This is a genomic window from Terrabacter sp. NPDC000476, assembly GCF_040300125.1.
In the GTDB taxonomy this organism is placed as follows: Bacteria; Actinomycetota; Actinomycetes; order Actinomycetales; family Dermatophilaceae; genus Terrabacter.
In genome coordinates this window covers 2,441,898-2,463,587 of sequence record NZ_JBEPDF010000001.1, presented here as the reverse complement: position 1 = coordinate 2,463,587, position 21,690 = coordinate 2,441,898, and the positions used below count along the sequence as shown (strand labels likewise).

Here is a 21,690-nt window from a genome sequence, read left to right as displayed (position 1 = left end):
GGGGCGTCAGCCGCGCGCGCCGCCGATGCCGGCGACGAGGTTGATCGCCGACGCGATGACGATGGTGCCGTAGAGGTAGGCGAGCAGGGCGTGCCCCAGCACGACCCGGCGCACGTCGGAGGTCCTCAGGTCGGTGTCGGAGACCTGGTAGGCCATGCCGAGGTTGAAGGAGAAGTAGGCGAAGTCGGAGAAGGTCGGGTCCTCGTCCTGGTTGAAGTCGATCGGGGGCGTGGCGCTCGCGTAGTAGACGCGGGCGTAGCGCAGCACGTAGACGGTGTGCACGCAGAGCCAGCCGACGGCGACGGTGAGCAGCCCGATGACGGCGTCGACGAGCTGTGCGGTGCCCGTCGAGCTGCTCCCGACGAGCAGCGCCGCGACGCCGAGGAGGCTGGCCAGCCCGACGACGATGACGACGACGTCGTACCAGGCCGCGTCGCCGTCCCGCCCGGCCACGCGCTGGCGGGTCGCCGGGGCGTCGTGCGCCATGACGTGCACGAGCAGCGGGGGCGCGAAGGACAGACCGGCGGCGACGAAGCCGACGAGGCCGTGGGTCAGGGGTTCGGCCGCCGGCCCGAGCGGCAGGAGCAGGCCGACGAGCAGCCCGACGACGGTGGCGATCCCGAGGCGCCGGCGGATGGTGGGCACGGTCCGGACCCTACCCCTACGGGGTACGTCACGAGGTGGTGCGCGCCGCCCACCCGCTCCGCCCGACCGACACCTAGGATCCCTCCCATGCCTGACGCCGCATCGAGCACGCCGCGCCGCCTCACCGTCGTCTACAACCCGACGAAGGTCGAGGACGTCGCGGGCACGCAGCAGCGCGTCGCCTCGGTGGCCGCCGAGCACGGCTGGGCCGAGCCGACCTGGGTCGAGACCACCGCCGAGGAGACCGGCGAGAAGCAGGGGCGCGAGGCCGCGGAGGGCGGGGCCGACATCGTCGCCTCCCTCGGCGGCGACGGCACCGTGCGCGCCGTCGCATCGGCCCTCGTCGGCACCGACGTCGCCCTCGGCCTGCTGCCCGGCGGCACGGGCAACCTACTGGCCCGCAACCTCGGCCTGCCCGTCGACTCGCTCGAGGACGCCACGGCGGCGATGCTCGGCGGCTCCGACCGTCGCATCGACGTGGGCCTCGTGCGCGTCTCCGACTCCCCGATCCGCCCGCGCGAGAGCCACGGCACCCACGACGGCGGCGCGCAGGTCGACGACGACGAGGAGGTCTTCCTCGTCATGGCCGGCCTCGGTCTCGACGGCCAGGTGATGGCCGGCACGAACGAGAAGGTCAAGGCCGTCGTCGGCTGGGTCGCCTACGTCTTCAGCTTCTTCCGGCACCTCTTCAGCCGCGGCTTCCGCGTCGAGGTGCAGTCCGCGGGCGGCGAGGGCGTCGTCGAGCGGGCCGGCAACACCGTGAACCGGCACGCCCGCACCGTCGTCGTGGGCAACTGCGGCACCCTCCAGGGCGGCATCGAGCTGATGCCCGAGGCGAAGCTCGACGACGGCATCCTCGACACCGTCGTCATCGCCCCGAAGGGCGCGCTCGGCTGGGCCTCGGTCGTCTCCGACCTGCTGACCCACCACCGCGCCGGCCACCGCCGCCTCGACCGCCTCCGGGCGGAGGAGTTCACCGTCAACGCGGCGGAGCCGGTCGTCGCCGAGATCGACGGCGACCCCATCGGCGAGCACGTGTCGCTCGGCATCCGCGTCCTGCCGGGGGCGCTGGTGGTGCGCGTTGGTTGAGCTCCGCCGCGACGGGCGGCGTCCCGCGGGCCGGCGGCGTCGGCTGCTCGGCGCGCTCGGCTACGGACTCGGGTTCGCCCTGCCCGTCACGGCGCTCGCCTTCGTCGTGCGAGAGAAGTTCCGCCCGCTCATCGACCTCGACGAGCGGCTCATCGTCGCGGCCACCGACATCACCCGTGACAACCCTTGGCTGCGCACGACGCTCGTCGCCTGGCAGGAGGTCACGCAGCCCAAGTGGGTCTACATCGCCGCCTCGGCCGTGTGCCTCGTGCTCTGGCGCCGCCACCGCCACCTCGCGACGCGATGCCTCTGGGCCTTCGTCACGATGATGGTGGCCTGGAACCTCCAGCTCGTGCTCAAGGAGGTCGTGCGCCGGGCCCGCCCGGTCGTCAGCGACCCCGTCTCGCACGCGCCCGGCTACAGCTTCCCGTCGGGCCACGTCGCGAACGCGGCCGCGATCGCGACGGTGCTGACGCTGCTGCTCTGGCCGGTGCTCGCACCGGCCGCGCGGCGGTGGCTCGTCGGGGGGCTGACGGCATACGTCGTGCTGACCTCGCTCGACCGCGTCTTCCTCGGCGTGCACTACCCGTCGGACGTCGTCGCCGGCATCCTCTTCGGCGTCGGCCTCGGCACGGCCTCCTACGTCGGCTATCTCGGGTGGAACCCCCAGGGCCCGGACACCTCCCCTCCGCCGGAGGGTGACACCGGGCCCGAGTCCTCGAAAGGCAGTCCGTGAACCCCTCCTTCGTCCACCGCTACGAGGTCGACCCCTCCCGCCCGTCGGTCGGCTCGGCGCTGCGTGACGCGGCGCTGCGCGTGCTGGCCCCGGCCGTCGTCCTCTTCGGGCTCATCGTCGGGCTCGGCTTCCTCATCCTCGGACCCCTCGGCAACCTCCCGTGGGAGGAGGACCTGAGCAGGAGCGTCGCCGCGGGCCGCACCGCGACGATGAACTCGGTCACGGCGGTCTGGTCGCACATCGGCAACACCGAGATCGTCATCGGGGTCTGCGTCGTCGTCGTCGCGCTCGTCTGGTGGCGCACGAAGCAGTGGTGGTACGCCGTCGTGCCGGCCATCGCGATCGCGGCGCAGGCGAGCGTCTTCGTCGCGGCGACCACCCTCACCGACCGCAAGCGCCCGGCCGTCGAGCACCTCGACCCGGCGCCGCCGACGTCGAGCTACCCCAGCGGTCACATGGGCGCCTCGACCGCGCTCTACCTGACCTTCGCGCTCATGGCGCAGCGGATCGAGCGCGCCTGGCTGCGCCGGCTCGTCACGGTCGTCTGCGCGGTCGTGCCGCTCCTCGTCGGCTACGCCCGCCTCTACCGCGGCATGCACCACCTCGTCGACATCCTCGTCGGGATGGTCAACGGCGTCGTGTGCGCCCTGCTCGCCTGGAACTACCTGCGGCGCAAGACCTCCTAGACGTCGGCGTGCCGGGCCCGGCCGAAGCAGTAGACGCCGAAGGCGATGAGGCCGACGGCGACGATCCCGAGCAGCACCGGGCCGCCGGGCGCGCCGAGCAGGTTGTGCAGGGCGCCGTCGAGACCCTTGGCCTCGCTCGGCTTGTGGCGCACGGCCGCGAGCACGAAGAGCCCGCCGACGATGGCGAGGGCGACGCCCTTGGCGGCGTAGCCGAACCGGCCGGCCTTGACGATCCACTCGCCCGGGTGGCTCTCGAGGTCGGCGAGGAACTTCTTCTTCCAGCCCTTGACGACGTGGTAGGCGCCGACGCCGACGACGACGAGGCCGACGATCGCGACGAGCCACTGCCCGGCGGGCTGCTTCATCAGGCTCGCCGTGAAGTCGGTCGTCTGCTTCTTGCTCGAGGAGTCGCTGCCGCTCGCGAACGTGAACGCCGACCACGAGAGCACGAGGTAGACGACCGCCTTGGCGACGGCCTTGGCGCGGTCGGACGCCTCGCGGGTGCCGGTGATGGCCTCCGTCACCTGCCAGAGGGCAAGGCCGAGCCACGCCACGACGGCGACCCAGAGGGTGACGAGGCCGAGCGCGTTGTCGGCCATCGAGCCGAGCGCGCCCGACTGGTCGGCACTCGTGCCCTTCGAGCCGAAGGCGAGTCGCAGCGCGATGGCGCCGATGACGATGTGCAGCACCCCGTTGACGGCGTAGCCGACGCGGGCCGCCGTCTCGAGGGCGGGGTGGTCACCGGCGCGCCGCGAGGCGGCCTTCACGTCTGCGGAGTCCATGGGTGGTGGTCCTGTCGGTCGAGGGGTCCCGAGGGCACCGCAGAACATACCCGTTCAGGGCAGCTCGAGGACGCGTCGGAGCTCGGTCCATGCGAGCTCGCCCAGCGCGCGGTCGGCCGCCTCGGTGCCGCCGCGGGCGAGCGGCAGGCCGCCGGTGGCCACCGTCTCGCCGGGCAGCACCACGCGGTGGCCGGCCCGCGGGTGGGTGACGAGGGTCGTCGGCAGGTCGAGCGCCGCGCGGCGCTGCTCGATGGCGCGGGCGAACTCCACCGCGGGCCAGACCTGGTCGTCGCCGCCGGCGACGAGGAGCACGTCGCCGAAGAAGCGCTCGACCGGGATCGTGGCCGCTGCCACCGCGGCCGCGTGGGTGCGCAGGCTCTGCGCGTAGACGGGGGCGTATGCCGGGGGCTCGCCCGGAGCGTGCGCGTCGTCGTCGTAGGGCACGAACGGGAGCGGTCGACCGCCGCGGCTCCACGACGAGTGCTGTGGGCGGAGCTCGCCGTCGGGCCCTGGCCCGACGTTGGCCCACACGACGTGGCTCGGCGCGAGCGCGACGACGGCGTCGACGGCGGGGTCGTCCTCGGCGTACGCGAGGAGGCCCTCCGCGCTCTTGGAGGCGCCCAGGAGCACGACGCGCTCGCACTGCGCGGAGAGGGCGGCGACGGCCGGGGCGAACGCCTCGAGCGGGTGCTCCCAGATGCCCGCGGGACGGCCCGGTCCGCCGAACCAGCGGTAGGTCAGGGCCGCGCTGACGCCGGCGGCGGCGAGCACGCGCGCCCGCTCGACCTCGACCCAGCCGCTCGACCCGGAGAGGACGAGCACGCCGGTGCCGTTGCCGCCGCGCTCGGGCTCGACGAGCACGCCCTCGGCCTCGCGCCGGTGCTCCCGCAGCCGCGCGCTCATCCGCCGAGCCTCTCGAAGCCGGTGACCGTGAGCACGGCGGCGCCGACGTCGTCGCTCGCCGCCAGGTCGACGACGGCGGAGATGCCCCAGTCGCGGTCGTCGTCGGGGTCGACGACGACCTGGCGCAGCCGCCACTCCGCCGGCGTCCTCTCGATCTGGAGGAGGGCGGGGGAGCGGGCGCCCTGGTCGGTCGCGACGGCGTCGTGGTCGTCGTAGTACGCGCCGAGGGCCTCGTTCCACGCGTCGGCGTCCATGACGACCCGCTGCGGCGGGTCGGTGAGCTCGGCGACGCGGGCCTCCAGCTCGCCCAGGGCTTCCCACTCGTCGCGGGCGGCGAGCTCCACGCGGTGGAACATCGCGTTGCGGATCATCACCGTGAAGGCGCGCTCGTTCGCGGTGAGGGGTCGCGCCGGAGGGGTGACGTCTGCGGCGCCGACCGTGTCGTCGGCCGGGTTGACGAGGTCCTCCCACTCGTCGAGCAGGCTCGAGTCGGTCTGGCGCACGAGCTCGCCCAGCCACTCGATGACGTCCTCGAGCTCCTCGGTGCGGTGGCTCTCGGGGACGGTGCGGCGCAGCGCGCGGTAGGCGTCGGTGAGGTAGCGCAGGACGAGCCCCTCCGACCTCGACAGGCCGTAGTACGACACGAACTCGTTGAACGTCATGCCGCGCTCGTACATCTCGCGCACGACCGACTTCGGCGACAGCGCGTCCTGCGAGATCCAGGGGTGCGACTGCCGGTAGGCGGTGAGGGTGACCTCGAGCAGGTCGGCGAGCGGCTTGGGCCAGCTGACCTCCTCGAGCCGCTCCATGCGCTCCTCGTACTCGAGGCCGTCGAGCTTCATCGCCGCGACGGCCTCGCCACGCGCCTTGAACTCCTGGGCCCGCAGCACCTGCCGGGGGTCCTCGAGGATCGCCTCGATGACCGAGACGAGGTCGCGGGCGTACGAGTCGCTCTCGGGGTCGAGCGTGTCCATGACGGCGAGGGCGAAGGGGGCGAGGGGCTGGTTGAGGGCGAAGTCGCGCTGGAGGTCGATCGTCAGCGCGTGCCGCCGCCCCGAGTCCTCCACCGTGGCGAGGCGCTCGACGACGCCGGAGGTGAGCAGCTCCTTGGCGAGCACGAGCGCGTGGCGCTGGAGGCGGCGCTGGTCCTTGACCTCGTGGTGGTTGTCGGAGAGGAGCCGCGCTGCGTGCGCGACCGGGTTGCCCTCTCGCGCGAGGAGATTGACGAGCATCGAGTGCGAGACCTTGAGCCGCGGCTGCAGGGGCTCGGGCTCGGCGCCGATGAGCCGCTCGAACGTCTCCTCGGACCAGTTGACGAAGCCGTCGGGAGCCTTCTTGCGCTGGATCTTCCTCTGCTTCTTGGGATCGTCGCCGGCCTTCTCGACAGCGCGGAGGTTGTCGATGACGTGGTCGGGGGCCTGCGCGACGACCCAGCCGCGCGCGTCGAACCCGGCGCGTCCGGCGCGGCCGACGATCTGGTGGAACTCGCGGGCCTTGAGGAGCCGCTGCTTCGTGCCGTCGAACTTCGTGAGCCCCGTGAGGAGCACGGTGCGGATCGGCACGTTGATGCCCACGCCGAGCGTGTCGGTGCCGCAGATGACCTTGAGCAGGCCGTCCTGGGCCAGCTGCTCGACCAGGCGGCGGTACTTCGGCAGCATGCCGGCGTGGTGCACGCCGATGCCGTGCCGGACGAGCCGCGAGAGGGTGCGGCCGAAGCCGGCGCCGAAGCGGAAGGCGCCGATGCGCTCGGCGATCGCCTCGCGCTCCTCACGGCTCGTGATCCTGACGGCCATGAGGCTCTGCGCGCGCTCGAGCGCGGCCGCCTGCGTGAAGTGGACGACGTAGACGGGGGCGCGGTCCTGCTGGAGCAGCAGCTCGATCGTCTCGTGCAGGGGGGTGACGGCATACGAGAACTCGAGGGGGACGGGGCGCTCGGTGCCGGTGATGACGGCCGTCGAGCGGCCCGTGCGCCGGGTCAGGTCGTCGCGGAACATCGTGACGTCGCCGAGCGTCGCCGACATGAGGACGAACTGCGCCTGAGGCAGCTCGAGGATGGGCACCTGCCACGCCCACCCGCGGTCGGGCTCGGAGTAGAAGTGGAACTCGTCCATGACGACGAGGCCGACGTCGGCCGAGCTGCCCTCTCGCAGAGCGAGGTTCGCGAGGATCTCGGCGGTGCAGCAGATGATCGGGGCGTCGGCGTTGACCGACGCGTCGCCGGTGATCATGCCGACGTTGTCGGCGCCGAACTGCTCGCAGAGGGCGAAGAACTTCTCCGACACGAGCGCCTTGATCGGTGCCGTGTAGAAGCTGACGCGGTCGTCGGCGAGGGCCACGAGGTGGGCGGCGGTGGCGACGAGCGACTTCCCCGAGCCGGTCGGCGTCGACAGGATGAGGTTGCTGCCGCTGAGGATCTCGAGGAAGGCCTCGTCCTGGTGCGGGTAGAGGGTGAGGCCGCGTTCTGCCGTCCACCCGGTGAAGACCTCGTAGAGGCCGTCGGGATCGGGATCCCGCGGGATGCGCTCGCTGAGGTTCTTCGTCACCGCATCGAGTATGCCGGTCCGCGCGGTCACGTCCGACCGTGCCGCGGGCGCCGCGGGCGCCGCGGGCCGCCGAGCCGGTCGGGGACGACGAGGAGCACGCCGACGGCCACCACGGCGCCGACCACCGTCTCGAGGAGCCGGTCGCGCAGGAGGGGCCCGACCGCCGTGGGGTGGACGAGCTGCCCCATGAGCAGCGCCAGCGGCGTGATGAAGAGCAGGGCGGCCGCGTAGTTGCGGCCGACGACCAGCTCGGTCAGCACCTGCAGGAGGACGATGACGAGCACCGCCGTGACGCCGCTCGGGTGCAGGGCGAGCACCGCGGCCGCCACCCCGAGGCCGAGGAGCGTGCCGACGACCCGGTGGAACCCGCGCGTGACCCGCGAGCGGAGGTCGGGGCCGGAAAGCACGACGACCGACGCGACCATGGCCCAGTAGGGGTGTGCCCAGCCGAGCGCGGTCGCGGTGCCGCCCGAGACCACGAGCGCGAGGACGTGGCGCACGAGGTGGGTGCGGGCCCCCGCCGGTGCGAGCGCGTCACGGAACCGGGGCGCCGGCAGCACCGGGCGGTCCCACGACGACGGCGCCCGCAGCGCGCCCAGCTGGGCGACGAGGATCGAGAAGCCGGCGCTCGCGGCGGCGATCGCGGCCGCGACCGGGACGGTGGCCGCCGTCGCCGGGGCGGCCGCGCACACGGCGAAGCCGAAGACGAGGAAGAGCGGACCGGGCGGGTGCCAGCGGTACGCGTCCGAGGCGAGCGAACCGGCCGCGGCCAGCACCGCGCCGACGAGCACGACGAGCCACCGGGCCTCGGGCGTCAGGCCGACGAGGACCCCGAGCGTCACCGACGCGACGAGGAAGAGGGCCGCCACGAGCTGCATGCCGGCCCGCTCGGCCCGCGGCTGGTTGCGTCCGTAGAGCGAGGTGAAGGCCCCGAAGGCGGCGTACGCGGTCCACTCGAGGCGGCCGACGAGCACGAGCACGAGGAGCGGCACGAGCACGGACACCCCGGCGCGCAGGGCGACGCGGTGCGCGCCGCCGTGCGGTCCCCACGTGAGCAGCCCGCTGCCGAGAGACCTGCCGAGACCCCTGCCGAGTCCCCTGCCGAGTTCCTGGCCTCGCGGGGGCGGCGGCTCGGGCACGTTCATCGCCGTCGACCCTACTCCCGGCCCGCTCCCGGGATCCCGCGGGCGAGCGCCCCTTGCCGTGTCGGTGGGGGATGGCAGGCTGGCCCCCGATGGCAAAGGGTAGGAAGGCCGACGTGCTCGACCGCTTCTCACCGGCGACGGCGGAGTGGTTCCGGAGCAGCTTCAGCGCGCCCACGACCGCCCAGGCCGGCGCCTGGGACGCCATCAGCTCGGGCCACCACTGCGTCGTCGTCGCCCCCACCGGCTCGGGCAAGACGCTCTCGGCCTTCCTCTGGGCCGTCGACCGCATGGCGCGCGAGCCGGTGCCCGAGGAGCGGCTCGAGCGCTGCCGGGTGCTCTACATCTCGCCGATGAAGGCGCTCGCCGTCGACGTCGAGCGCAACCTGCGCGCCCCGCTCGTCGGCATCGGCCACGCCGCGGCCCGCCTCGAGCTCCCCCAGCCAGAGATCAGCGTCAGCGTGCGCTCCGGCGACACCCCGGCCAACGAGCGGCGTGCCTTCGCGCGGACGCCCACCGACATCCTCATCACGACGCCCGAGTCGCTCTTCCTCATGCTCACCTCGTCGGTGCGCGAGGCGCTCAAGGGCGTCGAGACGGTCATCATCGACGAGGTGCACGCCGTGGCCGGCACGAAGCGCGGGGCGCACCTCGCCCTCAGCCTCGAGCGGCTCGACGCGATCCTGCCCAAGCCCGCCCAGCGCGTCGGCCTGTCGGCCACGGTGCGCCCGGTCGAGGAGGTGGCCCGCTACCTCGCAGGCGGGCGGCCCGTCGAGATCGTGCAGCCGGAGTCGACGAAGCAGTGGGACCTCGAGGTCGTCGTGCCGGTGCCCGACATGGGCGAGCTCGGCAGCGCGCCGGCCGAGATCTCGCCCGGTGTGCCGGACCTCTCCGGCCCGGCCGCCGGCAACGCCCCGCAGGCGAGCATCTGGCCGCACGTCGAGGAGCGCATCGTCGACCTCATCGCCGACCACCGCTCCACCCTCGTCTTCGCCAACTCCCGCCGCCTGGCCGAGCGCCTCACCTCGCGGCTCAACGAGATCTGGGAGGAGCGGCTGGCCGAGCAGGAGGGGCTGCCGTCGCCGGTGATGGCCGCGCTCTCGACGCAGCCGCCGGCGCAGGTGATGGCCCAGGCCGGGTCGTCGCGCGGGGCGCCCGGGGTGCTCGCGCGCGCGCACCACGGCTCGGTGAGCAAGGAGCACCGCGCAACGATCGAGGAGGACCTCAAGGCCGGTCGCCTCCCGGCCGTCGTCGCGACGAGCAGCCTCGAGCTCGGCATCGACATGGGCGCCGTCGACCTCGTCATCCAGGTCGAGAGCCCCCCGTCGGTCGCGAGCGGTCTGCAGCGCGTGGGCCGCGCCGGCCACCAGGTGGGCGCCGTCAGCCAGGGCGTGCTCTTCCCGAAGTTCCGCGGCGACCTCGTGCAGACCGCCGTCGTCGTCGAGCGCATGCGTGCGGGCGCCATCGAGTCGCTGCGCATCCCCGCGAACCCCGTCGACGTGCTCGCCCAGCAGATCGTGGCGATGTGCGCCATGGACGACTGGTCGGTCGCCGACGTCGAGGCCCTCGCGCACCGGTCGGCGAGCTTCGCCTCGCTGCCGCGGTCGGTGCTCGAGGCCACCCTCGACATGCTGGCGGGCCGCTACCCGTCCGACGAGTTCGCCGAGCTGCGCCCCCGCATCGTCTGGGACCGCGTCACCGACACGCTCTCCGGCCGCCGCGGCGCCCAGCGCCTCGCGGTGACGAGCGGCGGCACCATCCCCGACCGCGGCCTGTATGCCGTGTTCCTCGCCTCCGGTGAGGGGCCCGGTCGCCGGGTCGGCGAGCTCGACGAGGAGATGGTCTACGAGTCGCGCGTCGGCGACGTCTTCACGCTCGGCACGTCGACGTGGCGCATCGAGGACATCACGCACGACCGGGTCCTCGTCACACCCGCCCCGGGGCAGGCCGGCAAGCTGCCGTTCTGGAAGGGCGACCAGCAGGGCCGCCCGGCCGAGCTCGGCCGGGCCCTCGGCGGCTTCGTCCGCGAGATCGTCGGGCTCACGCCCGAGCGGGCCCGCGCGCGCGTCACCGCGGCCGGACTCGACGAGTGGGCCGCCGACAACCTCATCGCCTACCTCACGGAGCAGAAGGAGGCGACGCGGCACGTCCCGGACGACCGCACCATCGTCGTCGAGCGCTTCCGCGACGAGATCGGCGACTGGCGCGTCGCCGTGCTCTCGCCCTTCGGTGGGCAGGTGCACGCGCCGTGGGCGCTCTGCGTGGCCGCCCGCATGCGCGAGCGGTTCGGCATCGACGTGCAGGCCATGCACGGCGACGACGGCATCGTCTTCCGGCTGCCCGACCTCGAGTTCGACGACGGCGCGGCCGTCGGCCAGCAGCTCGTCGAGCTCGTCACCCTCGAGCCCGAGGAGGTCAGCGCGCTCGTCACGCAGGAGATCGGCGGATCTGCCCTGTTCGCAGCGCGGTTCAGGGAGTGCGCGGCTCGTGCGCTGCTGCTGCCCCGGCGCCGGCCCGACCGCCGCCAGCCGCTCTGGCAGCAGCGGCAGCGGGCCGCGCAGCTGCTCGAGGTCGCGAGCCAGTACCCGAGCTTCCCCATCGTGCTCGAGGCCGTGCGCGAGTGCGTCCAGGACGTCTTCGACGTGCCGGGTCTCGTCGCGCTCATGGGCGACATCCGCTCGCGCGCGGTCAAGGTCGTCGACGTCGAGTCGCACCAGCCGAGTCCCTTCGCGAAGTCGCTCGTCTTCGGCTACGTCGCCCAGTACCTCTACGAGGGCGACTCGCCGCTCGCCGAACGGCGGGCCGCCGCGCTCGCGCTCGACCCCTCGCTCCTGTCCGAGCTGCTCGGCCAGGGCGAGGCGCTCGCCCTGCGCGACCTGCTCGACCCGGAGGCGGTGGCCCGCACCGAGGCCGAGCTGCAGCGGCTGACGCCCGAACGCGGGGCGCGCGACGCGGAGGACGTCGCCGACCTGCTCCGGGTGCTGGGTCCGCTGTCGCTGGGTGACGTGGTCGCCCGCGCGGCCGAGGGCTTCGAGCCGGGCGCGGTCGAGGCCGCCCTCGCCGCGCTCGAGGCGGCCCGCCGCGTCATCGCGGTGCGGGTCGGGGGCGAGCACCGCTGGGCCGCGATCGAGGACGCCGCCCGACTGCGCGACGCGCTCGGCACGGCCCTGCCGGTCGGCGTGCCGCAGGCCTTCCTCGAACCGGTGCCCGACCCCCTCGCCGACCTCGTGGCCCGCTTCGCCCGCACCCACGGGCCGTTCGCCGTGCAGACCGTCGCCGCCTGGTGGGGTCTGGGCCCTGCCGTCGTGCACGACGCGCTGCGCCGCCTCGTCTCGGCCGGGCGGGTCGTCGAGGGCGAGCTGCTGCCCACCGAGAACGGCGGGGGCCACGGCCCGGAGTTCTGCGACGCCGAGGTGCTGCGCCTGCTGCGGCGGCGCTCGCTCGCCGCCCTGCGGCACGAGGTCGAGCCGGTCGACCAGGCCGACCTCGCGCGCTTCCTGCCGCAGTGGCAGGGCGTCGGCGGCGGGCTGCGCGGTCGTGAGGGCCTGCTGCGGGCCGTCGAGCAGCTGACCGGCGCCGAGGTGCCGGCCAGCGCGCTCGAGTCGCTCGTGCTCCCGGCCCGGGTCGCCGACTACCGCCCCGCCCTGCTCGACGAGGTGATGAGCTCCGGCGAGGTCGTCTGGCGCGGCCACGGTTCGCTGCCGGGCGACGACGGCTGGGTCAGCCTGCACCTCGCCGACGCCGCGCACCTGACGTTGACGCCACCGGAGGTCGTCGACCTCACCGACGACGAGCAGGCCGTGCTCGCCGCGCTCGAGGGCGGCGGCGCGTACTTCTTCCGGGCACTGGCGACGCGGGTGGGGCTCGGCGACGCCGAGCTCAACGACGCCCTGTGGTCGCTGCTGTGGTCGGGGCGCGTCACCAACGACACGATCGCGCCGCTGCGAGCCCTGCTGGCCGGCGGCCGCACCGCGCACAAGCGCACCACCTCCGGCCCCCGGGCGAGCCGGTATGCCGGCCGGCGCGGGTCGCTCGGTCGCTTCGGTTCGCTGCGGGGCCCGCTCGCCGGCGCGAGCCCGGCTCAGGTGGAGGCGGCCGAGGAGGCGGCGACGGGCAAGGCGCTCGCAGCCGGCCGGGCCTCGGGGTCCGGGCCGTCCACCGGCGTGGGGCGCTGGACGGCGCTGCCTCCCGCGGAGACCGACCCGACGGTGCGGGCGGTCACCAACGCCGAGCTGCTGCTCGACCGCTACGGCGTGCTGACGCGCGGCTCGGTCGTCACCGAGGACGTGCCCGGTGGGTTCGCCGCCGTCTACCGGGTGCTCGCCGCGGCCGAGGAGGCCGGCAAGGTGCGTCGCGGCTACTTCGTCGAGGGCCTCGGTGCCTCGCAGTTCGCCTCGACGGGTGCCGTCGACCGGCTCCGGTCGATGTCCCGGCTGCCCGGCTCGGGTTCCGGGTCCGGCCCGAAGGACGCCGAGCCCGGTCGGGACCGCACCGGTCCGCCGGCGCTCGTGCTCGCCGCGAGCGACCCCGCCAACCCCTACGGCGCCGCCATCGGCTGGCCCGAGCGGGGGCTGACCGACGCCGCCGACGAGGAGGAGCCTGCGGCCGACGGCAGCGCGCCCAGGACCTCACGGCGCAAGGGGCACCAGCCCGGCCGCAAGGCCGGCGCCCTCGTCGTCGTCGTCGACGGTGAGCTCGTGCTCTACGTCGAGCGGGGCGGCAAGACGATGCTCTGCTGGTCCGACGACCCGGAACACCTGCAGGCCGCGGCCGACGCGCTGGCGCTGGCGGTGCGCGAGGGGGCGCTCGGGCGCCTCACCGTCGAGAAGGCCGACGGCGCCTCGGTGCTCGGCTCCGACCACCCGCTCGTGCAGGCCCTGTCGAACGCAGGCTTCCACATGACCCCTCGCGGACTGCGTCTGCGACGCTAGCCGTCATCCCCGCACGGACGAGAGGAACCGAGATGGACACCGCAGCCAGGGCCCAGGAGCTCCAGCGACTGCATCGCGACCCCGAACTGCTGCTCGTCGTCAACGTGTGGGACGTCATCACGGCACGGGTCGTCGCCGACACCCCGGGCACGAAGGCGCTCGCGACGGCGAGCCACTCGATCGCGGCGGCCCACGGCTACCCCGACGGCGAGCAGATCCCGCGCGACCTCATGATCGAGGCCGTCGGGCGCATCGCCGCCGCCGTCGACCTGCCCGTCACGGCCGACCTCGAGGCCGGTTACGGCGACGCCGGCGAGACGGTGGCCCGCGCCATCGACGTCGGCATCGTCGGCGCCAACCTCGAGGACCAGATGAAGCCCCTGCCCGACGCCGTGCGGGCGGTCGAGGCAGCGGTCGCGGCCGGCGAGCGGGCCGGCATCCCGTTCGTGCTCAACGCGCGCACCGACGCCTACGTCAAGGCCGGCGACCGCGATCCCGACGATGTCCTGGCCGACGCGGTCGAGCGGGGCCGCGCCTACCTCGAGGCCGGAGCCTCGACCTTCTTCGTCCCGGGTCTGCTCGACGAGCCCACGGTCGCCCGGCTCGTGGAGGAGCTCGGGCCGCAGAAGGTCACCGTCATCGGCGTGCCGGGCTCGCTCGAGCTCGCGACGCTGCAGCGCCTCGGTGTCGCGCGGGTGTCCTACGGGCCGTGGAGCCAGAACGTGGCCCTCACCGCCCTGGCCTCGCTCGCGGAGGACGTCTACGCCGGCGGCGGGCTGCCCGAGGGCACCCGCAAGCTCAACTGATCCGGGTCGCCGAAGAGCAGCGGGACGACGGCCCAGAGGAAGACTCCCAGCAGGGCCAGGCTGAGCAGCGTCAGCGGGTTGCGCAGCCAGACGACCCAGAACCCGAGACGGTCGACGTGCGACACGACGCCACCGACGATCTGCGCCGGATGCACCGGGCTCGTGTCGGCGACGGCGTTGGCATCGCCCTTCGTCGTGAAGCTGCCGTCCGCATGGCGCGCGACGAGGCGGTGCGAGACGACCATCCCGTCCTTGACGAACGAGACGACCTGGCCGACCTCGTAGCGGCCCTTCTCGACGACGACGAGGCTCTGGGGCGGGATCGTCGGCTTCATCGAGCCGGTGCGGATGACGAAGGCCTGGTATCCGAGGTGGCCGGCCAGCAGCATTCCCACGCCGGTCGCCAGCGCGAGCAGCAGGCCCGCCGTGAGAAAGGCGAACGCTTTCTTCATGCGCATTTCCCGGTGATTTCCGTTTGTCCTTTTTCTTCCTTTATGGCCTGATCCCGAAAGGGACCGGCCGGGGGTGCGGCGAAACGCTGGTGCTGCCGCTACGGCCCCCGGCCGGACCCTCGGGTCACGGCTGCTGGCCGACCTGCGTCTCGACGATCTTGTACGGAAGGCCGCTCGCCGTCGGGTTGCCCTGCGGGTTGGCGTTCCACGCGCCGCCGCCCTGGGGCGTCTGGCCCTGGAGCTTGCTGGCGTAGCCGAAGCCGAAGGAGTACGTCACGGTGCCAGTCGGGGCCACGTTGCTCGCGAGCTCGACCTCCTGCGGCACCGGCCAGCATCCGTCGGGGGCGAAGTCGCCGCACGTGGAGCTGCGGTCGTTGAGGTTGGCCGAGTCGAACCTCGCGGATCCGTTTGCGGCGATGTGGAACTCGCCGTACGTGCCGAGGGTGTTGAGCTGGTGGAGGGCGTCCGCGTTGTCGAAGACGACCTAGACGTCCTGGTTGTTGAGGCCGGTGTTCGTCACCGTGGCGTCGACCGTCAGGACCTCGCCCGGGAGCAGGTTGGTGAAGGCCAGCGTGTTCGTGTTCGTCTGGCCCTTGATCGAGCCGACGGAGCCGGACAGCGAACCCGCCTGGCTGTCGGTGAAGTAGGCGAGCGACCCGCCCACCGAACCGACGAGCCCCGCGGCGACGAGCACGAGCGATCCCGCTCCGACGGCGACGCGAGCACGGCGGTTGTTCTTGAGCAGCATGAAATGAATCCCCATCCCCTTGGTAAAACCCCTGTCCGCGCGATTCTTCGACGCGGATGTCGCGCGTTTCCCCCGTGCGACCGGGCGAACCGAGCACGGTGATTTCCGGGGGTGGAGGTTTTTAACGCCAATTTCCACCATGGCGTTTTTCGGATGCGCACAATCCTTGCGCGCACCGCTGCCGAGGGCTGCTCAGAGGCGTTCTGAGCGCTCACCCGGTGTGACGACGCCCCGGGTGTCGAGGAAGCGGCGCGACCGGGCGGCGAGGTCGTCGACGGCATACGACCGGTGGTGCTGCAGAAGGACGACGAGGTCGGCCGCCTCGACGGCGCGCCTGAGGTCGACCACCGACGCGGCGGCGTCGCCGAGCTCGACCTCCAGCTCGCTCCACCACCCGACGAGCGGGTCGTGGAACGAGACGCACGCGCCCTGCTCGAGCAGGCGGCGGGCGACGGGGACGGCGGGCGACTCCCGCTGGTCGGCGATGTCGGCCTTGTAGGTGATGCCGAGCAGGAGCACCCGCGCGCCGCGCAGTGCCGCGGCGTCCTCGTTGAGCGCGTCCTGGGCGCGGCGCACGACGTAGGCCGGCATCGAGGCGTTGATCTCCTGGGCGAGCTCGACGAAGCGGAAGGGATAGCCGAGCCGGGTGCGCACGTTGTGCGACAGGTAGTTCGGGTCGATCGGGATGCAGTGGCCGCCGACGCCGGGCCCGGGGTAGAACGCCTGGAAGCCGAAGGGTTTCGTGCGCGCGGCCGCGATGACGTCCCACAGGTCGATCCCGAGGTCGTGGCAGAAGCGGGCCATCTCGTTGACGAGCGCGATGTTGATGTGGCGGTAGGTGTTCTCGAGCAGCTTGGCCGTCTCCGCCTCCCGCGTCCCGCTCGTCGGCACGACGGTCTCGACGAAGCGGCCGTAGAACGCGCACGCGGCCCGGGTGCAGCCCGGGGTGTACCCGCCGACCACCTTGGGGGTGTTGGCGATCCCGTGCACGGGGTTGCCGGGATCGACGCGCTCCGGCGAGAAGGCGAGGTGGAAGTCGACCCCGGCGCGGAGGCCTCCCGCCTCGAGGAGCGGGCGCACGACCTCGTCGGTCGTGCCGGGGTAGGTCGTCGACTCGAGCACGACGACGGTGCCGGGGCGCAGCCGGTCGGCCACGGCGCCGACCGCGTGCAGCACCGACGTGAGGTCGGGTGCGCCGTCGCGGCCGAGCGGGGTGGGCACGCAGACGACGACGACGTCGGCGTGGCCGAGGCACGCCGGGTCGGTCGTCGCCGAGAAGCCGGCGGAGAGCATCGCCGCCACGTCGTCGTCGGTGAGGTCGTCGACGTGCGACCGGCCCTCGGAAAGGGCTGTGACCACAGGCTCGCTCGTGTCCAGCCCGACCACGTCGAGGCCGGCCCGCACGGCGGCCTGCGCGAGGGGCAGGCCGACGTAGCCGAGGCCAACGACGACGGCGTCGTGCCGGCACCCGGCCGGCGACGCCTCGCTCACGAGCCCTCGTAGGCGAGCCCGCGGCGGTCGGCCGCGCCCGACCCGTGCGCGGCGTGCTCGTGCTCGCGCCGCCGGCGGGCGAGCTGCGTGACGTGCTGCACGAAGTCCCGGCCGATGACGTTCCAGTCGTAGTGCCGCCGGGCGTAGGCGTGCCCGGCCCGGCCGAGGGCGACGCGCCGCTCCGGATCACGGGCGAGCTCCACGAGCGCGGCGGCGGTGGCCTCCGCGTCGTCGAAGGGGACGACGACGCCGCAGCCGGCCCGTTCGACGAGGTCGGCGGCCAGGGGCAGCGGCGTCGTGACGACCGGCAGCCCGTGCGCCATGTACTCGAGCACCTTCGTCGGCATCGAGTGGCGGTAGTTGGGCCGGTCCTCGAGCAGCGAGAGCCCGGCGAGCGCGCCGTCGAGCATCGGCAGCGCCCGGGCGCTGGGCACGAAGCCGTGGTGGCGCACGTGGCCGCACTTGACGCCCCAGCTCAGGGTGTCGGCCGTGCGGGCGTCGCGCGCCGAGCCGATGATCTCGACCTTCACCTCACCCCGCGTGGCCACCGTGAGCAGGCGCCCGGCCTGCAGCAGGGTGGAGGCGCCCCGGGCCATCGTCAGCGAGCCGAGGTAGACGGCCCGCGACGAGCCGGGCGGCGGCGGATCCGACGGCACCCGGACGGTGTTGGGCACGACGACGTGCTCCCGCTCGAAGCGCTCGGCGTACGCGTGCTCGGCGAGGATGACGTCGTGGTGCCGCTCGGCGTGCCGCTCGACGGCTCGGGCGGCGAGCGCCAGCGGGCGGCGGGCCCGGTCCGGCACCCAGGGCTTGGCCTCGATCGCGGCGGCGGTGTCCTCGTGCACGTCCCAGACGAGGTTCGTCAGGCGCAGCCCGGCCACGGCGGCGACGAGCTCCGGGTCGTGCACGAGCGTCACGTCGTGGCGGTGGGCCTCGCGCGCCAGCAGCCGCCGGGCGGCCCGGAAGGCCTCGGTGCGCGACCGCCCGGCGGCGTGCGGCAGGTCGACCGCGTGCAGCCCCGCCACGTCCGGAAGGTCGAGCCCGTGCGCGACGAAGGGGGCGGCATACGTGACCCGCACCCCGGCCTCGAGGAGTGCCCCGATCTGGCGCGCGCGGATGCGGGCGTCCTCGGGGTGGTGCACGACGGTGACGACGAGCACGCGGTAGGGGATCATCAGTGGGCCTTCCGGTGGGACTGCTCGTAGGCGCGCACGACCTCGTCGGTGGGCCCGTCCATGACGAGGCGGCCGCGGTCCATCCACAGCACCCGCTCGCACGACTCCCGGATCGCGGCGTTGCTGTGGCTGACGAGGAAGAGGGTGCTCGCGCCGCGGCGGATCTCGGCCATGCGGTCGCGGCTGCGGGCCTGGAACTCCGCGTCGCCCGTGGCGAGCGCCTCGTCGATCATGAGGATGTCGGGGGCGGCGGCGGTCGAGATGGCGAAGCGCAGGCGCGCGCCCATGCCCGAGGAGTAGGCGCTCATCGGCAGGTCGACGAAGTCGCCGATGCCGGAGAACTCGACGATGTCGTCGTAGCGCTCGCGCACCTGGCGCGGGCTCAGCCCCAGCGCGAGGCCGCCGATCATGACGTTCCTGGCGCCCGTGAGACCCGTCAGCAGCACGGCGTTGACGCCGAGCAGCGACGGCCGCCCGGCCGCCCACACCCGGCCGTTCGTCGGCGGGATGAGCCCGGCGACGGCCCGCAGCAGGGTGCTCTTGCCCGAGCCGTTGCGCCCGATGATGCCGACGGCCTCGCCGTGGTTCACGACGAACGAGACGTCCTTGACGGCGTGCACCTTGCGCACCGTGCTGACCGGGTTGCGTCTCGTGAGCAGGCGCTCGACGAGCGGCAACTCGCCGCCGGTGTCGGTGCCCTTCTGCTTCGCGCCGAAGACGGAGTAGACGATGTCGAGTCCCGAGCAGACCACGCTGGGGGTGCCCGGGGTCATCGCGTCAGCTGCTCCCATAGCGACCCTCCCCACGCCAGAAGAAGACGAGCCCGGCCGTGCAGAGGCCGACGCCCCAGAGGCCGGCCGCGACCCAGCTGCCCCAGGTGAGGGCGTACTGGTCCATGAGCGCCTCGCGGGCGGTCGTCATGCTGACGGCGAGCGGCTGGTAGAGCAGCAGCGCGCTGACGAGCCCGTGCCCGGCGTAGTGCGGGATGCTGAAGAAGACCCCTGAGACGTAGCGGGCGAGCCGGACGCCGACGGGCACGAGGTTGGCGGCGTCGCGGGCCGCGTTGACGACGCGCGCCAGGAAGAAGGCGAGCCCGAGGTTGATGAGCGTCTGCAGCAGCAGCGAGACCGGGAAGAGCAGCCAGTGGAACGAGAACGGCTCGCCGGTCAGCGGGATGAGGACGAGCAGCACGGCGAACGCCGGCATCGTCACGAGCAGCTGCGTCAGCGTCACTGAGATCGGCAGCACGGCGCGGGGGAAGCGCAGCGCGCGCACGAGGCCGATCTGCCCGACGACGGCGCGCGAGCCCGCGATGATCGCGCTCGAGGAGTAGCCGAAGACGAAGATCCCGATGGTGAGGAACGCGATGTAGTTCTCGGTGCCCCCGCGGGTCTTGAGCAGCAGCCCGAAGATCAGGTAGTACGACCCCACGAGCAGCAGCGGGTTGATGACCGCCCACAGCTGGCCGAGGTGGTTGTTGGCGTTCGCCGCCCAGGCCTGCGCCGTCGAGAGGTGCCAGACGAGGTGCCGGTAGCTCCAGATCTCGCGCAGGTGACCGCCGAGTCCCGGTCGCACGCCGAGCTCCTCGAGCCCGGCGCGCCGCGCGAGGGCCTCGGCCTGCGCGGCCGTCAGCGGTGGGGCGAGGGGCGGCGGCGTGCCGTCCACCGGGGCGTCGGGCCGGGTCGTCGTGTCGGTGGTCCCGTTGCTCATGTCGTCGCCGTCCGCACCTGCTCGTAGATCCTTGCGTATGCCGTGGCCGCCGTCGACCACGTGCGTTCCCGCGCGACGTGGTCGCGGCCGCTCGCCCCCAGACGGGCGCGCCGGTCGGGGTCGGCGGCGAGCCCGCGCAGCGCCTCGGCGAGGGCGCCGGCGTCGTCGCTCGGCACGACGAGTCCCCGGTCGGCGGTGACCAGCTCGCGCAGCGGCGGCAGGTCGCTCGCGACGACGGGGCGTCCCAGCCCCATGGCCTCCACGGGCTTGAGCGGGGGCACGACGGCGGTCACGGCCGTGCGGCGGCGGGCCACGCAGAAGACGTCGATGGCCGCGTGGTGGTCGCGGCTGCGCTCGTGCGGCACCGCCCCCGTCAGCACGAAGCGCGTGCGGTTGCCCGCGCGCCGCAGCTCCCTCGCCTGCCGGGCGAGGCGCCCGCGGGCCGGGCCGTCACCGACGACGAGGACGACGAGTCGTGCGTCGTCGAGCAGCCCTCCCGCCTCGACGAGCACGTCGACGCCCTCGTAGTCGTTGAGGGTCGACACGGTGCCGACGACGACGTCGTCGGGCCGCACGTCGAGCGCGGCCCGCACGGCCGCCCGGTCGGTCGGGTCGGTGAGGTGCGCGTCCGGCACCGCGTTGCCGACGACGTGCACGGCGGCGGGGGAGACCCCGCGGTCGACGATCGCGTCCCGCATGCCCTGCGAGAGGGTGACGACCGCGTCGGCGAGGCCGAGGCAGCGCGTCTCGGTCGACCGCGTCCAGCGGTAGAAGTCCGACCCCGGGTCGCCCCCGCGGCTGCGCCACGTGTCCTCGAGGAAGCCGCGCGCCTCGTAGACCACCGGCACCCCGAGACGGCGGCCGGCGAGCAGGGCGGCCTGTGCGTTGAGGTGCTTCGAGTGGGCGTGGAGGACGTCCGCGCCGACGGCGCGTCCGAGCGCGGCCACGGTCTCGGCATACGCCGCGAGGAGCGCGTCCGGGCGGTCGAGCCGGCGGCCTCGTCGCAGGTCGCGGTGGTAGGGCACCCCCGCGAGGCTGGTGAAGCCGGGGGCCCCGAGATGCCCTGCGGTGACAGGGAACCCGGGCGGGGTGCACACGTGCGCGTTCGTGCCCGCCGCCCGCTGCGCGGCCACGATGCCCTGGGTGCGCACCGTGTAGCCCGCCTGCACCTCAGGCAGCGCGTTCGTCACGACGTGCACGACGGCGAGGGTGTGGCTGGACGTCGTGGACGTCGGCGGGGGCGCCGGGCGGTCGGGGCGGTCGGGGCGCAGCACGTCGAGCGCTGCCCCGGTCAGCACGGCGCGCTCGCCGGCGAGCCAGCGCCGGTGCGCCCGGGCCGCCGGGCTGCGAGCGCCCTCGAGCGCGCGCTCCGCCGCCCCGACGTCGCCTGCTGCGTGGGCGAGGTAGGCGGCGGCCGACCCGCGCACCGGCACGGACGCCGGCACGGGCGAGCCGGGCGAGGCGGCGAGGCGCGTCCACTGGCCGGTCGCGGCCGCGGCGGCGAGCAGGTGCTGCGTGCGTCGGGGACCCGCGCCGCGCAGCTCGTCGCCGAGCCGTCGGCGTGCGAGGTCGCCCTGCCCCGCCGCGGCGGCCGCGACGACGCCGAGGGGTCCGCGGGATCGGTCGCTCACCGTGCGACGCACCCCGACCGGCAGCGCCCGGGTGCCGACCCAGGCGGCCTGCCACGGGTTGCGCGTCACGTGCGCACGGGCCACGCACGCCGCGACGGGGAGGTTCGCGACGAGCAGGGCGGCCGTGGTCGGGACGTCACCAAGTGTTCGGCTTCCCGTTGCACGTCGGGGTCCGAGGGCGCCGAGCGCGAGTGCCACACTGGCGCCGAGTCGGGAGGTC

General features: G+C 73.9%; 18 protein-coding genes. 5 read left to right on the top strand and 13 right to left on the bottom strand.

The annotated features are described in order from the left end of the window. Nucleotides 1–6: 6 nt before the first annotated feature. Nucleotides 7–645 (bottom strand): DUF1345 domain-containing protein, encoded by a 639-nt coding sequence (locus ABT295_RS11555; RefSeq protein ID WP_352394496.1) that lies wholly within the window; start codon nucleotides 643–645, stop codon nucleotides 7–9. An 87-nt stretch (nucleotides 646–732) separates the two neighbouring features. Here ABT295_RS11555 and ABT295_RS11550 point away from each other — a divergent pair, with 87 nt between their 5' ends. From ABT295_RS11550 to ABT295_RS11540, 3 genes are read left to right on the top strand one after another with little or no spacing between them, the layout of a single operon-like run. Then, complete coding sequence (locus tag ABT295_RS11550) at nucleotides 733–1,734, top strand: diacylglycerol/lipid kinase family protein (protein WP_352394495.1); 1,002 nt, start codon at nucleotides 733–735, stop codon at nucleotides 1,732–1,734. Further along, complete coding sequence (locus ABT295_RS11545) at nucleotides 1,727–2,470, top strand: phosphatase PAP2 family protein (protein WP_352394494.1); 744 nt, start codon at nucleotides 1,727–1,729, stop codon at nucleotides 2,468–2,470. The genes ABT295_RS11550 and ABT295_RS11545 overlap by 8 nt, the downstream gene beginning before the upstream one ends. Continuing rightward, nucleotides 2,467–3,156 (top strand): phosphatase PAP2 family protein, encoded by a 690-nt coding sequence (locus ABT295_RS11540; RefSeq protein WP_352394493.1) that lies wholly within the window; start codon nucleotides 2,467–2,469, stop codon nucleotides 3,154–3,156. Before ABT295_RS11545 ends, ABT295_RS11540 begins: the two co-directional genes overlap by 4 nt. Here the strand turns inward: ABT295_RS11540 and ABT295_RS11535 are convergent. From ABT295_RS11535 to ABT295_RS11520, 4 genes are read right to left on the bottom strand one after another with little or no spacing between them, the layout of a single operon-like run. After that, nucleotides 3,153–3,938, bottom strand: coding sequence for a DUF1206 domain-containing protein (locus ABT295_RS11535; protein ID WP_352394492.1), 786 nt, complete (start codon nucleotides 3,936–3,938; stop codon nucleotides 3,153–3,155). The two genes, ABT295_RS11540 and ABT295_RS11535, sit on opposite strands and share 4 nt — an antisense overlap. Nucleotides 3,939–3,992: 54 nt before the next feature. Beyond that, nucleotides 3,993–4,841 (bottom strand): acyl-CoA thioester hydrolase/BAAT C-terminal domain-containing protein, encoded by an 849-nt coding sequence (locus tag ABT295_RS11530; RefSeq protein ID WP_352394491.1) that lies wholly within the window; start codon nucleotides 4,839–4,841, stop codon nucleotides 3,993–3,995. Continuing rightward, entirely contained in the window at nucleotides 4,838–7,384 is a 2,547-nt protein-coding gene (locus ABT295_RS11525) for a DEAD/DEAH box helicase (protein WP_352394490.1), read from the bottom strand. The genes ABT295_RS11530 and ABT295_RS11525 overlap by 4 nt, the downstream gene beginning before the upstream one ends. A gap of 26 nt (nucleotides 7,385–7,410) precedes the next feature. Beyond that, nucleotides 7,411–8,529, bottom strand: a complete 1,119-nt coding sequence (locus ABT295_RS11520) for an FUSC family protein (protein WP_352394489.1) — start codon at nucleotides 8,527–8,529, stop codon at nucleotides 7,411–7,413. A gap of 89 nt (nucleotides 8,530–8,618) precedes the next feature. Between ABT295_RS11520 and ABT295_RS11515 the strand changes: the two genes are divergently transcribed. Beyond that, nucleotides 8,619–13,457 (top strand): ATP-dependent helicase, encoded by a 4,839-nt coding sequence (locus ABT295_RS11515; RefSeq protein WP_352394488.1) that lies wholly within the window; start codon nucleotides 8,619–8,621, stop codon nucleotides 13,455–13,457. 32 nt (nucleotides 13,458–13,489) lie between these two features. Next, entirely contained in the window at nucleotides 13,490–14,263 is a 774-nt protein-coding gene (locus tag ABT295_RS11510; RefSeq protein WP_352394487.1) for an isocitrate lyase/PEP mutase family protein, read from the top strand. On the opposite strand, the gene ABT295_RS11505 is transcribed toward ABT295_RS11510, so the two are convergent. The 8 genes from ABT295_RS11505 to ABT295_RS11470 all read right to left on the bottom strand — a co-directional run bounded on the left by ABT295_RS11505 (nucleotide 14,218) and on the right by ABT295_RS11470 (nucleotide 21,539). Then, entirely contained in the window at nucleotides 14,218–14,715 is a 498-nt protein-coding gene (locus ABT295_RS11505; RefSeq protein ID WP_352394486.1) for a S24/S26 family peptidase, read from the bottom strand. The two genes, ABT295_RS11510 and ABT295_RS11505, sit on opposite strands and share 46 nt — an antisense overlap. 124 nt (nucleotides 14,716–14,839) lie before the next feature. After that, nucleotides 14,840–15,040, bottom strand: coding sequence for a hypothetical protein (locus ABT295_RS11500; RefSeq protein ID WP_352394485.1), 201 nt, complete (start codon nucleotides 15,038–15,040; stop codon nucleotides 14,840–14,842). A gap of 159 nt (nucleotides 15,041–15,199) precedes the next feature. Beyond that, nucleotides 15,200–15,463 (bottom strand): hypothetical protein, encoded by a 264-nt coding sequence (locus ABT295_RS11495; RefSeq protein ID WP_352394484.1) that lies wholly within the window; start codon nucleotides 15,461–15,463, stop codon nucleotides 15,200–15,202. 192 nt (nucleotides 15,464–15,655) lie between these two features. Continuing rightward, complete coding sequence (locus ABT295_RS11490; protein WP_352394483.1) at nucleotides 15,656–16,954, bottom strand: nucleotide sugar dehydrogenase; 1,299 nt, start codon at nucleotides 16,952–16,954, stop codon at nucleotides 15,656–15,658. Further along, nucleotides 16,951–18,129 carry a glycosyltransferase gene (locus ABT295_RS11485; RefSeq protein ID WP_352394482.1) on the bottom strand — a complete coding sequence of 393 codons (1,179 nt, stop codon included), beginning with the start codon at nucleotides 18,127–18,129 and terminating at the stop codon, nucleotides 16,951–16,953. Before ABT295_RS11485 ends, ABT295_RS11490 begins: the two co-directional genes overlap by 4 nt. Beyond that, a complete protein-coding gene (locus ABT295_RS11480) occupies nucleotides 18,129–18,920 on the bottom strand; it encodes an ABC transporter ATP-binding protein (protein ID WP_352394481.1) in 792 nt (263 codons plus the stop codon). The genes ABT295_RS11485 and ABT295_RS11480 overlap by 1 nt, the downstream gene beginning before the upstream one ends. Next, nucleotides 18,907–19,839 (bottom strand): ABC transporter permease, encoded by a 933-nt coding sequence (locus ABT295_RS11475; protein WP_352394480.1) that lies wholly within the window; start codon nucleotides 19,837–19,839, stop codon nucleotides 18,907–18,909. The genes ABT295_RS11480 and ABT295_RS11475 overlap by 14 nt, the downstream gene beginning before the upstream one ends. Beyond that, nucleotides 19,836–21,539: a glycosyltransferase family 4 protein gene (locus tag ABT295_RS11470; protein WP_352394479.1), complete on the bottom strand. Its 1,704-nt coding sequence runs from the start codon at nucleotides 21,537–21,539 to the stop codon at nucleotides 19,836–19,838. Before ABT295_RS11470 ends, ABT295_RS11475 begins: the two co-directional genes overlap by 4 nt. Between the last annotated feature and the right edge of the window lie 151 nt (nucleotides 21,540–21,690).

What these genes read in the sequence shown, in the direction of transcription:
- ABT295_RS11550 (WP_352394495.1), top strand. Translation starts at nt 733, where the DNA reads ATGCCTGACGCCGCATCGAGCACGCCGCGCCGCCTCACCGTCGTCTAC.
- ABT295_RS11485 (WP_352394482.1), bottom strand. Translation starts at nt 18,129, where the DNA reads ATGATCCCCTACCGCGTGCTCGTCGTCACCGTCGTGCACCACCCCGAG.
- ABT295_RS11505 (WP_352394486.1), bottom strand. Translation starts at nt 14,715, where the DNA reads ATGAAGAAAGCGTTCGCCTTTCTCACGGCGGGCCTGCTGCTCGCGCTG.
- ABT295_RS11515 (WP_352394488.1), top strand. Translation starts at nt 8,619, where the DNA reads ATGGCAAAGGGTAGGAAGGCCGACGTGCTCGACCGCTTCTCACCGGCG.
- ABT295_RS11520 (WP_352394489.1), bottom strand. Translation starts at nt 8,529, where the DNA reads ATGAACGTGCCCGAGCCGCCGCCCCCGCGAGGCCAGGAACTCGGCAGG.
- ABT295_RS11530 (WP_352394491.1), bottom strand. Translation starts at nt 4,841, where the DNA reads ATGAGCGCGCGGCTGCGGGAGCACCGGCGCGAGGCCGAGGGCGTGCTC.
- ABT295_RS11535 (WP_352394492.1), bottom strand. Translation starts at nt 3,938, where the DNA reads ATGGACTCCGCAGACGTGAAGGCCGCCTCGCGGCGCGCCGGTGACCAC.
- ABT295_RS11510 (WP_352394487.1), top strand. Translation starts at nt 13,490, where the DNA reads ATGGACACCGCAGCCAGGGCCCAGGAGCTCCAGCGACTGCATCGCGAC.
- ABT295_RS11480 (WP_352394481.1), bottom strand. Translation starts at nt 18,920, where the DNA reads ATGGGAGCAGCTGACGCGATGACCCCGGGCACCCCCAGCGTGGTCTGC.
- ABT295_RS11475 (WP_352394480.1), bottom strand. Translation starts at nt 19,839, where the DNA reads ATGAGCAACGGGACCACCGACACGACGACCCGGCCCGACGCCCCGGTG.
- ABT295_RS11495 (WP_352394484.1), bottom strand. Translation starts at nt 15,463, where the DNA reads ATGCTGCTCAAGAACAACCGCCGTGCTCGCGTCGCCGTCGGAGCGGGA.